The sequence below is a fragment of the Vibrio aquimaris genome (assembly GCF_009363415.1).
Taxonomy (GTDB): domain Bacteria; phylum Pseudomonadota; class Gammaproteobacteria; order Enterobacterales; family Vibrionaceae; genus Vibrio; species Vibrio aquimaris.
Window position 1 is genome coordinate 960683 of the sequence record NZ_CP045351.1, and the last position, 15781, is coordinate 976463.

General features: G+C 42.2%; 13 protein-coding genes. 7 read left to right on the forward strand and 6 right to left on the reverse strand.

The window, feature by feature from the left end; all coding sequences use genetic code 11:
* Positions 1 to 16: 16 nt before the first annotated feature.
* The 3 genes from FIV01_RS18700 to FIV01_RS18710 are packed head-to-tail and all read right to left on the reverse strand — an operon-like array spanning position 17 to position 4032.
* On the reverse strand, positions 17 to 1927 hold the full coding sequence (locus FIV01_RS18700) for a bifunctional diguanylate cyclase/phosphodiesterase (protein WP_152432466.1): 1911 nt from the start codon (positions 1925 to 1927) through the stop codon (positions 17 to 19).
* A gap of 5 nt (positions 1928 to 1932) precedes the next feature.
* Positions 1933 to 2595 carry a transglutaminase-like cysteine peptidase gene (locus FIV01_RS18705; RefSeq protein WP_152432467.1) on the reverse strand — a complete coding sequence of 221 codons (663 nt, stop codon included), beginning with the start codon at positions 2593 to 2595 and terminating at the stop codon, positions 1933 to 1935.
* Positions 2596 to 2640: 45 nt separating this feature from the next.
* Entirely contained in the window at positions 2641 to 4032 is a 1392-nt protein-coding gene (locus FIV01_RS18710) for an HlyD family type I secretion periplasmic adaptor subunit (RefSeq protein WP_152432468.1), read from the reverse strand.
* A 275-nt stretch (positions 4033 to 4307) separates the two neighbouring features.
* Here FIV01_RS18710 and FIV01_RS18715 point away from each other — a divergent pair, with 275 nt between their 5' ends.
* The 7 genes from FIV01_RS18715 (at position 4308) to FIV01_RS18745 (ending at position 11588) form a co-directional block, all read left to right on the forward strand.
* Positions 4308 to 5879, forward strand: coding sequence for a PAS domain S-box protein (locus tag FIV01_RS18715; protein WP_152432469.1), 1572 nt, complete (start codon positions 4308 to 4310; stop codon positions 5877 to 5879).
* Positions 5872 to 6243 carry an STAS domain-containing protein gene (locus FIV01_RS18720; protein ID WP_172971878.1) on the forward strand — a complete coding sequence of 124 codons (372 nt, stop codon included), beginning with the start codon at positions 5872 to 5874 and terminating at the stop codon, positions 6241 to 6243. Before FIV01_RS18715 ends, FIV01_RS18720 begins: the two co-directional genes overlap by 8 nt.
* 55 nt (positions 6244 to 6298) lie before the next feature.
* Positions 6299 to 6700, forward strand: coding sequence for an anti-sigma regulatory factor (locus FIV01_RS18725; RefSeq protein WP_152432471.1), 402 nt, complete (start codon positions 6299 to 6301; stop codon positions 6698 to 6700).
* Positions 6700 to 7278 carry a SpoIIE family protein phosphatase gene (locus tag FIV01_RS18730; protein ID WP_172971879.1) on the forward strand — a complete coding sequence of 193 codons (579 nt, stop codon included), beginning with the start codon at positions 6700 to 6702 and terminating at the stop codon, positions 7276 to 7278. Before FIV01_RS18725 ends, FIV01_RS18730 begins: the two co-directional genes overlap by 1 nt.
* Positions 7279 to 7295: 17 nt before the next feature.
* A complete protein-coding gene (locus tag FIV01_RS18735; RefSeq protein ID WP_152432473.1) occupies positions 7296 to 10016 on the forward strand; it encodes a response regulator in 2721 nt (906 codons plus the stop codon).
* Positions 10017 to 10037: 21 nt separating this feature from the next.
* Positions 10038 to 11039 carry a response regulator gene (locus FIV01_RS18740; protein ID WP_152432474.1) on the forward strand — a complete coding sequence of 334 codons (1002 nt, stop codon included), beginning with the start codon at positions 10038 to 10040 and terminating at the stop codon, positions 11037 to 11039.
* Positions 11040 to 11210: 171 nt separating this feature from the next.
* The gene (locus tag FIV01_RS18745) at positions 11211 to 11588 is read left to right on the forward strand and encodes a VOC family protein (protein ID WP_152432475.1); all 378 of its coding nucleotides are present in this window, start codon (positions 11211 to 11213) and stop codon (positions 11586 to 11588) included.
* Between the two features lie 12 nt (positions 11589 to 11600).
* Here FIV01_RS18745 and FIV01_RS18750 read toward each other — a convergent pair whose 3' ends face one another.
* From FIV01_RS18750 to nfsA, 3 genes are all read right to left on the reverse strand, one after another.
* Entirely contained in the window at positions 11601 to 12548 is a 948-nt protein-coding gene (locus FIV01_RS18750; protein WP_152432476.1) for a hypothetical protein, read from the reverse strand.
* Between the two features lie 176 nt (positions 12549 to 12724).
* Positions 12725 to 14476, reverse strand: coding sequence for an SgrR family transcriptional regulator (locus FIV01_RS18755; RefSeq protein ID WP_152432477.1), 1752 nt, complete (start codon positions 14474 to 14476; stop codon positions 12725 to 12727).
* 431 nt (positions 14477 to 14907) lie between these two features.
* Positions 14908 to 15630, reverse strand: a complete 723-nt coding sequence (gene nfsA, locus FIV01_RS18760; protein ID WP_152432478.1) for an oxygen-insensitive NADPH nitroreductase — start codon at positions 15628 to 15630, stop codon at positions 14908 to 14910.
* Positions 15631 to 15781 lie beyond the last annotated feature (151 nt).

Sequence of the window (15781 nt, forward strand, 5' to 3'; positions counted from 1 at the left end):
TACGGCTGTAACCTTCTTACTTATCTACAATGAAACCTTGGAATACATCGATAAAATGCTCCGCTAAAAAGTCGAGTTGCGCCTGAGTTTCTACACGAGATGCAATCGTCTTAATCCCAAGGTTATGTGCTGTGCGCGAAATTGAAGTTAAGGTAAATTGCTGTTTTTCTTCGTCTAAGTGGTGAGTATAAAGATAGTCAACTTTAACATAAGCGGGTCTGAATTCGTTGATGTAATCCAAAGATTGGAAATTTCTTCCGTAGTTATCGACACCAAAATCAGCGCCTGCATTACGAATCGCATTACAAAAGAGCGCCGTATGATGAGGTGTATTGACAAAGCAGTTTTCGGGAATTTCAAAATGCAGTAGCGGGGCTGTTGACTTGTGTCGGCTTAAGATCTGAGTAACCCAGCGAATAAAGCTTGGCTCAGCAATGCTGCTTTGTGAGATGTTAATCGCTACAGGATCAGAGAAAGCGCCCTGTTCAAGTTGAGTAACCATAGTTTGAATCACGTACTCATCGAATAGATGGCTGGCGTGAAGCTGTTCCAAAGCAAACATATATTGATTGGCACTGAATCTTTCGCCATCTCTTTCAATCGCAGAGAAAACTTCTCTATGGTAGGTTTTCCCTGAACCATCGTTTGCGACCTGATAGCGGAATTTGAACCAGTCGTTACTCATGGCTTCTTCAACGAGCGCTTTCCACTGTTGTTTACCCATCAGATTATCAGAGTTGTCACTGGTGACGTAACCGTAAGTAATTTCTGGGTCCGATTTTGCTGTCGCTAATGCGTTATCCAGCATAGTCAGTATGCTGGATGTGTCTTTAGGCACCTCATTGTACACAACACCTAGCGCCACATTTGATTTCGCCATCCCAGTTGGATCAGGGTTAATTCCTTGGACATAATTAATGATGCTCTCAGAGATATTTTTTAGTTCACTTTCACTCATGTTGGGGATGATAAATGCAAACTCTTCGGGAGAAATTCGCGCTATGGTGATATCTGGGAAGGTTAATGAAACAGTGAGGTGGTCAGATAATTCCCTGACCATACTGTCGCCGGCTTTATAGCCTTTCTCTTCATAGAGATCATGAATAAAGCTTGCCTCGAGCATGGCAACCCCACCAACTCCACCTTCGCCTAACCAAGCATTGAGCTGATTCATATAGTAGGCACGATTACCCAGTTTTGATACGGGATCAATGTAGGCGCGTTCTCTGAGTTTTTGGGCTTCTTGTGCTTGGGCTTTAAATGATTGCTCCAATTGGGAAGACATACTATTGATGCCGTCGACAACATAGATAAGGTCTTTAGTCGAAGGTCTGGGTAATGGGTCTCCAAATTGATTGCGCGCTACTTGCTCCATTTTGGTAACGATGAGGTGTAAAGGACGCAGTGCGCGTTTGAGGATAAAAGCAATCGACATTAAACCAATGGAGAAGATAAGACTAAAAGCTATGGCGAGGCGAACAAATGCATTCCAAAGCTGGGTGTAGGCATCCCCAGTATGGCTTACAATTTCAACCTCAGCGAGTTGCATCCAGCCGCTGGTCACGACCCGGCGATCATGAATACGATCGAATAAATGCAGGCCCGTAAACCAGTCGGGAACCTCGAGTGGTTTGACGGGGTAGGAGCGGATAATTTCTTCCCCATTATCGAGGAAAATGAGACGCACGATGGAATAGCTACTGCCATCAAATAGAGCATTTACGACCGACTCAACCGCTACTTGATCTTTGCTTTCTAAGTAGGGGGCCAAAGCAAGGCCGACAGTGTTGATGGTATTGTTCATTTCTGACCGTTGCTGCTGGATCAGGCTGTTTCGCGTTGTGTTAAATTCGATGATGAAAACCGAAACCATCAGCATCAAAAATACCGCTATCATTCCCGCGACAAGTTGTTTATATAAAGTCATATTGCCTACTCATCGTATTTCAAAATTGGTTTATTCAATTTGAGTGATTTCTCTCTGGCCCTGAGATCATTCCATAAGCTTAGTCTTGATGATTTTCCGGCCAGTTGCCCTTTCTTCGATTTCATTAGCCACAGATTTTTACCGTTAAAGCTGTATACAGGTAATAAATCTCGACGTTTGGATGCTCTTTTAATCTGTGGATCAATGTTATCGAGCAAAATAGGTTCTGCGCTTGGCTTCGAATAATAGGCCAGTACCATATGGAATTGATTTAGCGTTATTGCTTTAACGTAGACTAGCCTGAGTTTTTTATCTGAGACCCCAAGCTCAAGCAGTGAAAAATACTTCGCGATAGTAAAATCCTCACAATCGCCGCCATTACTGCCCAAAAATTCAAGTGGAGTTGCCCAATAGTCTTTCTTGCCCCAAAGCCTATTATCATTGATGAAATTAAGTTGATTGAAAAAGCGATTTACTTTGACCAGCTTTTCTTTCTCCGGCAGCCCTTTGAATTGGACCATTTCACGACGCCAAGTTTCGACTCTTTTTCCTGCTCGCTCTCCATATGTCTTCCTAACCGCATCAACCCAGCGTTGTTCTTGGGTATTGAGTGCCTGTGAAGTGGTTGAGACCATAATGAATAATAGAAGCGAGAACAGAAGTTTCATTTCGTCACTGTCTATGCAAATAAGTAAGTAGAGTTTCTGGCATTGTTATTCCTTAAGTGCGTTGTTTTTGGCTCCGATAATGGGCTTTAGCAAGTATTCCATCACTGTGCGCTTTCCTGTAATTATATCAACTGATGCTGTCATGCCAGGTATAATGGGCAATGAAGCATCATTATTTAGGCTTGTTTCTTTGGTTCTAACCCTTACAAGGTAAAAGCTGTTTCCTTCTTCATCCGTTGTGGTGTCAGCACTAATATGCTCAAGGCTTCCTTCAAGTCCGCCATACTTAGTAAAATCATAAGCGCTAAATTTAACAATGGCACTTAAGTTTGGCCTTAAGAAGGCAATATCTTGAGGAGCGATCTTAGCTTCCACTAGTAATGTGTCTTCACTGGGCACAATTTCCACAATGTCCATGCCTGGTTGTATAACACCACCGACCGTATTCACATTGAGAGTTTTTACCGTCCCAACGACAGGAGATATGATGACAGTCCTGTTGACTCTATCCTCTAAACCGACACTCGATTCTGTTAGTGCAGAAAGTTTGTCCTGCGTTTGGTTGAGCTTTTCTTGTTGTTCGGAACGAAACTTTTGCGCAGCATCAATCCGGTTTAGCATTGACTCTTGAATAGCAGATCGGAGCACTGGCACTTTAAGCTCGCTGGAAGTCATTTCTCTGCGCGTATCATTGACTTGCCGTTGCAGCTTCAATAGTTCTATTTGTGGTACCACACCCTCATCAGCCAATGGCTTGGTGATTTCTAGCTCTTTTAGAGCAAAATTATAACTTTCACGTAAATTTTTTACTCTAGCTTGTATTTCTACTAGATCTTGTTGTTTTTGTTTCACTTGTTGGTCGATGAGTGAAATTTGGTTATTCAGGTTGTTGAGGTCTTGCTGATATTCAGCTCTCTGTCTTGCAACAAGACGTGGTTGTCGTTCAACCAGAGAAGGAGGAAAAGCGAGCTTATTAAAATTAATCTCGACGCTTTTTTGCCAAGAGCTCGGGGTGAATTTTTCATTGACGGTTACGCTCGTAATTGAGGCAGACAATTGCAGTACACTCGCTGTTAGATTGGCAATTTGCTGCTCACGTTCGCGAAAGTCGGACCGAAAACGTGTGTCATCTATTAGCAGCAGCTGCTGGCCTTTTTGAACCGTTTGCCCCTCGCGTACTAAAATTTCTTTAACAAGTCCACCTTCAAGGTTTTGAACGATTTGAACTTGAGAAGAGGGGACTACTTTTCCTTCTCCTACGGTTACCTTGTCAATCTGCGCCCAAGACGCCCAAATTCCCGCTAAAATTAAAAATAGCAACATTACCCACAGCATAATACGGGCACTACTGGGGGTGTTGAGTAACAAGGCGGCGGTTTTATCATCCACGTACTCAAGTTCGCTGTCAGAAAGCTTGTTGTAGGTACCCTGAGTCATGAGTTGATTCCTGTTGATTTTACATGTCGTTTAGTTATGTATTAAGAATAGCCAATTTTATTAAGATACAGTAGTAAGTTACAGCAGTATCAAGCACTTAAATGGTAGGAAAGTGATAATTTGTGCGCTGAGTGGTATGAACTGATACGAAAAATAGCGTGTTTTTGTCGGGGTTTGATCTAGGCTGTTTTTCTCGCATTAATCTATAGTTTAGTGACTAAGTTTATCGGGTTAATCGAAGTTTTTATTGGGCGCAATAATTTCAAGGAGTGGCAATGAAAAAAACAAACAAAGGTTTTGAAACAGAAGCAGCATTATATGAAAGTATGTACAACGCGATTAACCGTTCTCAAGGTGTAATAGAGTTTGAGCTTGACGGTACTATTTATAATGCGAATCAAAACTTTCTCGATGTTGTTGGGTATTCGCTGGATGAAATTAAGGGCAAACATCATCGAATGTTTGTCAAGCCTGCACACGCTAGAAGCAAAGCTTATAAGGATTTTTGGGCTAAGTTAGGCAAGGGTGAGTACGATTCTGGTGAATATAACCGTGTTGCGAAAGGAGGGAAAGAAATCTACCTTCAGGCAACCTATAACCCGGTATTTGATAGTAATGGTAAGGCTATACGAGTTGTTAAAGTTGCGAGTGATATTACAGATAGCAAACGTGCCAGCATCAGGGCAAAAGCACATACACAAGCTATTGACCGATCACTAGCGACAATAGAATTCGAGCTAGATGGCACCATCATTACAGCGAATCAGAATTTTCTTGACCTTATGCATTACTCTCTCAACGAAATTAAAGGTAAGCACCACAGAATATTTTGCGAAGATGAATTTCGCCAAAGCGTGGAATACAGCCAGTTTTGGGATAATTTGGGTAAAGGGGAATACAGTTCGGGTGAGTTTGTTCGTGTGACTAAGGATGGACAAACCGTTTTCATACAAGCGACCTATAATCCTGTGTTCAATGAGCAAGGTAAATTGGTCAAGGTGCTAAAAGTTGCCTCAGATATTACCGAATTCAAAACGATCAGTAATGAAGCTCAGGCCAAAGCCGATGCGATTGATAAATCATTGGGAACAATAGAGTTTAATCTTGATGGAACAGTCATTACCGCTAACAAGAATTTTTTGGATCTTATGGGTTATAGCTTGGCAGAGGTTCAAGGTAAGCATCACAGGTTGTTCTGTGAAAAAGAATATAGTGAAACTGAGCAGTACAGAGAGTTTTGGCGTGAGCTCGGTACTGGACAGTTTAGTTCGGGAGAATTTAAGCGCATTGCCAAAAATGGTCGAGAAGTTTATATCCAAGCAACCTATAACCCAGTTTTAGACCTCAAAGGTGAACCATACAAAGTACTTAAGGTTGCCTCGGATATCACTGATCGTAAGAAAATGTCTGAGGAACGAGCAAAACAAGCCTCGATGATTATGGAAATGTCGACGCCCGTGATGCAGCTTTGGGATAAAGTACTTATGTTACCAGTGATCGGCCTGATTGATTCAAATCGAATCCAGATGATCATGGAAGCGGTGCTGCAAAAAGTGATCGATTATGAAGCGCGCGTGATTGTTATTGATATTCAGGGAGTTCCGACTGTAGACAGCGCTGTTGCTAACCATCTTTTGAAGGTTGCTAAGGCTACAAGGCTGATGGGGTGTGTATGTATTGTGACAGGTATCTCTCCCGTGGTTGCTCAAGCTATCGTCAATCTTGGTATCGAACTTAACGATATAGTGACTCAGTCTACGCTCAAAGAAGGTGTGAATAATTCCTTTAAAATCGCAGGGTACACACTAAGCGAAAGCCAAGATGATCAGGACAAATGGCATGAGTAATACTCCAGCAGATATGATTAAAGTGGTGGTTCATGATATGAGTCGCTGCTTGATTGTACCAATACAAGAAGAGCTGTCGGTTGATGATGCAAAGCGAGTACAAGAGGTGCTGCTGGACAAGCTAGGAGCACGACATGTTAAAGGTGTTGTCATTGACTTTTCGGGTGTTGATATTGTCGATAGTTCACTGTGGAATGTATTTATTAAGCTAGTCAATATGGTCAAAGTTATGGGCTCTCGTGCTGCGATAACGGGATTAAGCCCCGGAATCATAGCATCGATGATTGATTCCAATATGGACATTGGAGGTTTGACGACCAAACGAAATATGGAAGAAGCACTGGAATATTTACGCTCTCATTAAAGAACATGATGGAAAAAGTCCAAGTGCTTGAACCTACTATTCTTGGGGGGGCTGGGTGAAAGAAAACGCCAAACTAGACATTGTGACTGACTCAGATGTCGGCTATGCCAGTTTAGATGCGAAACTTTTTGCGCAGCAGCTCGGCTTTTCTACTGTGGACCAATATATGATTTCAATTGCGGTCAGTGAGTTAACCCGAAACATCCTTAATCATGCAGGGCGTGGGTTTTTGTATCTTAAGTCTGTCCAAGAAGGAGAAAAAATAGGGGTTGAAATCATCGCTAAAGACAACGGTGGAGGTATACGAGACCTCGAAAAAGCTCTGAGTGATAACTACAGTACAGGCGGGACCATGGGGGTGGGTTTACCTGGCACTAAACGACTGATGGATTCGTTTCATATAGAGACAGAACTAGGTGTTGGCACTGCTGTCACGGTAAGGAAATGGCTAAAGTAATGACAGAAAGAATCGAGATCGCGATTGGTGAAAAGCCGCTCGAAGACGTGAATGGCGACGATGCTTTTTATCAGCAAAATGGTAGTGGTTATTTTATTAGTTTATTTGATGGGGCTGGACACGGTAGAAGCGCGCACAGCATCGCTAGTACGACTCGGCGCTTTTTGAAACAGTTTTATCAGACAGATCTGGCAGAATTAATGGAGCAGTTACATAACAACTTACGAAGTACAAATGGTGGCGTTGCCATTATTGCCAATCTGGATATGGAGTCGCTGTGCCTAGAGTATGTTGGTATTGGTAACATCTTCATGTGTAAGGTCGGTAAAGAAGTACAAAGATTTATCTGTCAACAGGGTGTACTCGGCTATCAGATTCGTACTCCGAAAAAAAACAGGGTGCAGATGGTACCCGGAGAAATATTAATACTTTATTCTGATGGAATCATGAGTAATTTTGATCCAAAAGATTACCCAAACATCTATACTGATAATGCTGAAACTATTGCCCAGAATATTACTCGGAAGTTCGCGAAAGCGTCTGATGATGCCACGTGTCTAGTAATCCGAGTTAATTGAGAGGTTGGAAATGCATTATGAATCTCGATACTGTACTAAAAGAAATGGAGCAAGCGTCTAACGAAGACAATATCAAGCTTGCCGACCATAGCATAAAAGACAGCCCATCGGTTGTTGACTTCAGAAATAAAGTGAAAAGGCTTGCTCTTGATTGCCATTTTTCTAGGGTCAACGCTGTTCGTGTGGCCACTGCTGCCTCTGAAATTTGTCACAAAATGATATCGACATGCGATAGCTTCAATGCGTCACTTTCTTTTTCACGGATTACTGAAAATTGGGGGATAAAACTTGAGTTTCATAGCGCTGTTGGGGCGCTTCCATCAATGAATTACGACTACATCTTTGATTCTTTCAGTATCGAGACTGCGAGTAATCATTCTCACACCGTGATGGCCTTTAAGCACTTTCCTGATCTTTCTTTTAATCCACAAGATAATACAGAGTTTCAACGCAATAAACTCAATCAGCTTTCGCAACAAGAGTTGATGCGTGAGCTACAACTATCGCTGGAGAGAACCAAAGAGGCCGATGTGGCAAAAGGGGATTTTCTGGCCAACATGAGTCACGAGATACGTACCCCGATGAATGCTATTATTGGCTTGAGTGAGCTGGTTCTCAAAACGCAATTAACGTCAAAGCAGCATGATTATATCGGTAAGATTAACTCAGCGGGGCGTGCCCTACTGGGTATCATCAACGATATTCTCGATATCTCAAAGATAGAGGCTGGAAAAATGGAAATGGAAAATATTCCGTTCCAGCTTGATAGAGTTTTTGATGATCTGTGCACCATCATTACGCTAAAAGCACAGGAAAAAGGTATCGAGGTGATTTTTTCAACCCCACCTGAATTGCCTAAGTCACTCGTTGGAGATCCCTTACGCCTTGGCCAGATACTGACCAATCTATGTAACAACGCGATTAAATTCACTGAACAAGGCGAAATTATCGTTAAGATCACTCACTGTGAACAATTAAATGACAAAGTTAAGTTAAAGTTTGAGGTTAAAGATACAGGTATTGGTTTGAAACCCGATCAAATACAGAAGCTGTTCAGTGCATTTAGTCAGGCAGACACCTCAACCACTCGAAAATATGGCGGAACGGGGTTAGGGCTTAGTATTTGTCAAAATCTGGTGCACTTAATGAATGGTGATATCTGGGTAGAGAGTGTGTATCAGCAAGGAAGTAGCTTTATCTTTACCGCTGAATTTGGAGTACTTGATAATGAGATAGAGAATCAGCAAGAGCGTATTTACAACTGGAAAAAGCTCAAAGGTATGAAAGCTCTGATTGTGGATGATAACAAGAGCGCTCGTGATATCAACAAGGAACTTCTCCACTCTTATACTCTTGATATATCCACTGCGATAGATGGCTTTGATGCGATTGATAAAGTTAAAAAAGCCATAGCTGAGGATCGACCCTACGAACTTGTTTTAATGGATTGGCAAATGCCTGAAATGAACGGTATTAAGGCATCGGAAATCATTAAAACGCTCGACTGTTCTCCAAAAATTATTTTAATGACAGCGTACGGAAGAGAGGAAGTGGTTGTTCAAGCTGCAGAGGCTAAAATCGATGGTTTTCTGGTTAAGCCTGTTGGCGCATCGGCTTTGTTGGACACTGTTATGGAAGTCATGGGTAAAGCAGTGGTTGTTGATAGTGCAGGGCAAAAAAATGAAACTGAACTCTTATTCGAAAGCTTTGCGTTGGTTCGTGGGGCACCGGTACTTTTGGTTGAAGATAATGAAGTCAACCAAATTATTGCCGTAGAGTTACTGGAAAGTGTTGGCCTGAATGTGGAAGTGGCGAACAATGGTAAAGAAGGGGTAGACAAGGCTCTTGATGGTGAGTATGCGCTGATTCTAATGGACTTACAGATGCCGGTGATGGATGGTTTAGAAGCTGCAAGGGTGCTGAGAGAACAACCGACTCACCAAGACATCCCCATTATTGCAATGACAGCTAATGCAATGCAGCAGGACAGAGAACGGTGTGCCGAAGCGGGCATGAATGACCATATCGCTAAACCGATAGATACCAGTGAGTTGTATAGTAAGTTGCTCAAGTGGATTGATCCTAGCTTTAAAGACGATAATTTTGAATGTTCACCGACTCAACAGAGTGATGAGGTTGACAAAGAGTCAGCACTACCAGAACTACACGGTATTAATACTGAAGAAGGTTTATCTAGAGTCAATGAAGATAGAGCTTTGTACACCAAACTCCTCATTAGCTTTTCGAAAAATAATCAAACGACTTTCTCTGATTTAAAAACATCGTGGCAAGACAAAGATTGTGCACAGGGTGAGATTACTGCACATACCTTGAAAGGGGCCTCAGCATCGCTAGGGGCACACCGCTTATCACAGGTTGCTTTTACCTTTGAGCAAGCGTTTAAACAGCAAGCTAAAGACATTCTGCCAGAAGAATGGAATGAACTTTCATCCGCCTTGCAGCAGGTCCTCGAATCTATTGCGCTTATTGACACTCAAACTGATGCTTCGCCCATTGTGTCTCAGGAATTTGACCTTGAACAAGTGAAAGCTCTGAGCGAGGAAATCAGGGAGCAGTTAGAGCTAGGCGAATTTGAAGAGGAAAGCATTGCAAGCTTAGTTGCCATGTTACAAGGACAAGTTGCAGCTGGTGAGATAGAGCGCTTGAATGAAGCGATTGAAATATACGACAGTGACGAAGCGCTAGAATGTCTAGATAAAATACTATCTAGCATATAAGAGTTGAGGTTAGAGGCTAGAATGGATAAAACAATCTTAGTGGTTGACGATGTTCCAGACAATATCCGAATTCTGAAAAGTGTATTGGAGAAAGGCAATTACTCAGTAAGGGCAGCAACAAGTGGTGAAAAAGCGCTAAAGCTCGCAAACACATCGCCTCAGCCTAATATTATTTTACTCGACATCATGATGCCAGAGATGGATGGATTTGAAGTCTGTCGAAGGCTTAAGTGTGAGCCAGAAACGGCTCATATTCCGGTTATTTTTATCTCAGCTAAAGACGACACAGATGATCAATCCAAGGGGTTTGATCTAGGCGCCGTTGATTATATTACCAAACCTTTCTCACCGGCTATTGTTCTTCGTCGTGTTGCCACTCACCTGTCTCTAACTCGTTTAGCTGAAGTTGATTCTTTGGCTCTATCGGCGATTCGAATGCTGGGTGTTGCGGGCCATTATAATGATACTGATACAGGCAGCCACATTTGGCGTATGGCCGAGTACTGCAAGTTATTAGCCAAAGCAGTGGGCTGGGAGTATGAGAATTACAACTTATTAGAACTTGCAGCCCCTTTGCATGACACGGGGAAAATTGGCATACCTGATGCGGTACTTAAAGCGCCCAGACCTTTAGCTGAGGACGAATGGGTAGTGATGAAAAAACACTCTGAAATTGGTCATGAAATATTATCTATGTCTTCTAACCCTGTATTTCAGTTGGGTGCTGAGGTGGCCAAATCTCATCATGAGCGCTGGGATGGAACAGGATACCCAGAAGGCTTAGCTGGGGAGGACATACCACAATGCGCTAGGATCGTCGCTATCTGCGATGTATTCGATGCTTTGACTATGGAACGTCCTTATAAAGAGGCGTGGTCAATTGAAGATGCGTTAAGTGAAATAAAAAATAATGCAGGCTCACATTTTGACCCACATTTGGTGGATACCTTTCTAGGCTTAGAAAGTGAGATTAAAGAAATTTATTCTAAATGGAGTCTTAAAGACGAAAATTCGATTGAGTAGCGTTATTGCCTAATCAAGCGCTAGCACCATTTCTACTTCTGAATAGATGTCCAACAGACTTCTAGTGTCGATTATATCTCCAACGTTACTCAAGTCTCCTGACAGGTTCTGACAGTGAGGTGGATTATAGTTATTCCACTGTTCACTTACTTTATCCGTTGAGGAAATAATATGTTCACTATTGATACCTATGTTCTTTATGTAGAGGACATTCAAGTTAGTCAAGGTTTTTATACCAAGGTGCTTGGTTGTGAGTCGAGAACTCTCTCACCGACCTGTATGGAAATTAAGTTTGCAAACGATACAACATTGTTACTAAAACAGAACTCAAATTTAGTACCAACAAGTTGTATAACAGGTGGTGGAACCGAGTTGTCCATATTGGTTGAAGACCAAACAAAGCTTGAGTCTCTGTACCAAAACTGGAAAAATCAATCGGTTGATTTTGCTCAAGAGCCTAAAGAACTGTCGTACGGGGTTAGCTTTGTTGCGCTTGACCCAGATGAGCATCGTATTCGTGTCACCATTGCCATGGGTTTATCTGCCTAAATTGGACTTGGTCTATGCGCTTTCAAACAACTCGAGCTGCGCTTGCTCGAATTTTTTCTGCTGGTGGTACATTTTGCCTTTCGGCGTTTCATCGACTCCGAATGAGAGTACGCTAGTGACTGAGTAACCAGTAATAACAATATCTCCTAGCTGATCTAACTTCGAATTCAGCTTTAGTATGCAGCGTATAGTAGAGCCGCTTTGAAAGCTCATTTTCTGACTTAGAACGCTTTGTTTAAAGTCTTTATCACACATGGCAAAGTTGATATGTTGACCTTGCCATATTCCTTTCCATTTATATTTACCCTCTCCAAGTACAGGTGCAATGATTTCAATAGTGGCATCATCAAAGGTTTGTATTGGTAATCGATGGGAGGGCAATACAAATTTTTTGAATTTAGATCGTTTGATCAATGACTCTGGGACTAATGGCTTACCATGACAATCTAGTTCGCTGACTCCAACCTGGGTGACTTTTGAATAGGCACAAAGATGTTTAAATAGGTTTGAGCGGCGAGTGATCACTTTATGACTTTCGTTGACAACTTCTGCCACTTGTTTGATGGTTTTAGGTTCGATTTTATCCTTGTTCGCCTGCTGTTTTAATGCTTGTATTCTAAGACTCTTCTCTTCAATACTTAGGCGTAATTCTTCTTTTTGGAGCCGTTCTAACTCTGAATCTGATTTGGGAAGCAAAGGTATCGCGATCGAAGCAATACCAACGATGACAGATAGAATGCCGGCATTTGAATTGGCTAACCTCCAAATATCACGCAGTCCACCTTCTTGGCGAGCTTCGCTCTCTATTGTAACTGACACATCAAGAATATTGGCTATTTCATACAGTATTGAAATGATCTCTGTCTCACATTGGTTGCGAACTAAGGCATCCATAGAATGAGATTCATTATTAAAATAATAGTGAAACTGAAGCTTTCTCTCTTTCAACTGTTTATCCATACAGTGTCTTTGTGTGAAATGATAGGTAATCAAGTATGAAATTCAAGGGATGCCTTGTGACAGGGCTCAAATTTCAAATCTAGGATAAAGAGTTGGTCTTCGTTACGTGATAAATGACTCGAATCGCCGTTTAAGTGATGAGCTCTATAACAATATTTGTTCTATTCTCCAACGGCTTAGTCTGTTGACCAGACATTTTTGATATCGGGCCAACCCCAGTTGGTTAGCTCAACATTTTTAAGTACGCCATGAAAGCGCAGTGTCTGTCGGTGGTGAAATAAAGGTGTTACCCAGTACTGATGAATAAAGGTTGAAGCAATGGGCTCTATTGCATCGAGATACCGTTCGAGAGGTGTCGTTTCACGAATTTGTTCTAGCGAGTGTATGAGCCACTGTTTGGCCTTGTGACCAATACAGGTATGAAGGACTGGATTAGTGTATAAGTTATAAAAGGTTGAAGAATGTCGATTATCATCCAAATTGATATTGGTCACGACTAGCGTTTCTGTTAATTGGTCAGTTTGCGACATTTCATAGAGCTTACGGTAAGAGTAGGTGCTGACCTTAGCTTCAATACCCAGCTTATTTAATATGCTTTTAATGGCGAGAGCACAGTCTATCAGCGCTCTGTAGTCATAGACTGCAATGTCTATGTGAGGGGGAAGGTCAGCCTCTGGCTCTTGTGGCCTTAGCACTGGTGGCCATGCAGGAAGTATGTTGTATGCTTTGCTGCAACCAAACAGTGTTTGGTTAAGTTTGAGTTGGTCATAAACACGCTGTGGATTGAATATGCATGATAAATAGCGTTTTTGGTTGTCATCAAGCGCAGAAGGAGACGATTGATTGAATAAAACCAGCATGCACCCATCTTCGAGTCGTGATTTGTGGCTATTGTTGTGAAGTTGTGCGTCATCTGTATGAGAAAGGTGGTATTCACACTCGTTATTGTCTTGTACCCCAGGTTGGTTGGTTTGAATTTGTCTATTCGTCAGTTCTTTTTCGTCCAATTTCCAGATAGTGACTTGGTCAGTTAAAGCACGGCAGCCGTAATAGCGCTCGAATGCTTGCAGACAAAGCCGATCTTCTCTGTGTTCTCGTACTTCAAATGGTCCAGAGCCGATGACACCATAATGGTTTGCATTGTTGACTTGGCTGGTAGGTTGGATGGCGTACTTTACCCCTGAAACCAAACCGCCAAACCCAAGATCGGGTTTTGAAAATTCGAATATGACCTTATTAGGCTGTGGTGAAGTGACGCTTTCTAAATGAGCCAGCTCGTCTCGGTAGTTTGGCAATGTCGATAGTTTAGCGAAAAGACTCACAATACTATCGGCATCAATAGCGGCGCCATTATGGAATGTCAGTGCAGGCCTAAGGTAGAAAGTCCATTGATGACCATTTTTTTCGCATTGCCAGTGGTGAGCAAGTTGAGGCTTCAAGTGGCCTTCTAGGTCACTACTCACTAGGCAGCAGTATATTTGCCTGAGTAGATAACGTTCGCTCGAGCGCTGTAATTGGTGTGGCACTATGCGTTCAAAAGAGCGTTTATAAGTCAGCTGTATATGCAGTAGTCCCTCACGTATTGTGGCCCCTGACGTGCTTTGTAGCAGACGCCCAAACGCTTTTTGATCATCATCGAGAATGCTTAAGGCCTGTTCGTATTGACCTTGTCGTATACGTTTGCTTGCCAACTGAGATTTGAGGTCTGTCAGTGTTAAGTTGAGCACAAGCGTTGACCTTTGATGCCTTCCTACTTTGGGAGTCCATGATAGCCACTCTAGTTGTTGCATTTGATTGAGTAAGTTTCTTGCATGGCGATGGCTAGTAAATAGCCGTTCAGCGATATCCGGTAGCGCTGTTTTAATGTCCTCCCCAACACCTAATGGTTCAAGGCGTGCGTAATAGCGCAGCAAATTGAGATCTGACATTTGGGCTCCAAAATAAGCATTTTATTGACGTATTATTTTCCCTATTTTATCAGAATACCGTAGGTTTTAGTGGGATTATGGTTGTTTTTATCAAAATTAGGAAAGGTATTTTTAAAATGTCTCAGTTTTAAGTTTCCCTATATAGCGCAATAATGGCTGAGGTAATCAGAGAGGACAAAATGATGAATACGAACAAGCATAACCAAATGGCCACCTATTATTATGCCAGGCTAGAGCTTGCTCAGTCTAAATGGGAGCGGCGTGCGATTTTGAACTTAATTAACCTATGTCAATGGTCATCCTGATTTGGTTGTACGGCTTTAAGACAACCTGAAAGCAAAACATAAATAACTTATGCAGCACTACCATAGAAACATGCTCCTAATACCCCCAAGAACGTGCGGTTAGTGCTGCTTTTTCTCATCATAAACTCAGCGTTTTGTTAACCCTTTATTATTTAGGTAACCTTTGATGTGTGGGCGGGACTCACCAGCAAGCTTGTTAGTCACTTCTTGAGACCAAATACTTTGTTTTTGATTGGCGCTACGACTTGCGTAGTAGTGTTGCATCTTTCTATCGTAGCTATCAATGTCGGATAAATTTAAAGCTTGATAGCTGTTTTCATGCATGAGCACTTTCGCTGGTAATCGAGGCTTGATTTGTGGATCTTGAGCAGGGTGGCCAAGGCACAATCCAAATAAAACGGCGCAATGATGCGGTAATTCGAGAAGTTCATCGACCTCAGATGCTGAATTTCTGAGTCCCCCAATATAAACGCCTCCTAATCCTAGTGATTCAGCAGACAAAAGGCAGTTTTGAGCCATGATTCCACAGTCTACCGCTCCAATGATAGTGAGTTCTGTATACTCAGTATTGACCTTAGGGTTGATAGTAAAATGCCTGTGATAATCGACGCAAAATACCAAAAACTCCGCTGCACTTGCTACATAGGATTGGTTTCCAGCCAGTTCTGCTAAACGTTCTCGTTTATCTTGGTTTGTCACTCGAATAATAGACACGACTTGAAGCATACTCGATGAAGAAGCAGCAAGCCCAGCTTGAATGATGGTATCGAGATGCGGGGGCTCAATGGCTTGTTCAGTAAACTTACGAATAGAACGATGAGATAAAATGGTCTCTATAGTTGGGGTCATGGGCGGGTCCTTTTGCGATAATAAGATTGAAAAACATATCGACACAGAGTCTGAATGTCGAGTTATGGATGACAGAAAGTTTGAGACTGTTAAGAAAGAGATGAGTCAGCGATGAATCAAATGGTGTTGGCCTACCACGCTAAAGTAGGCC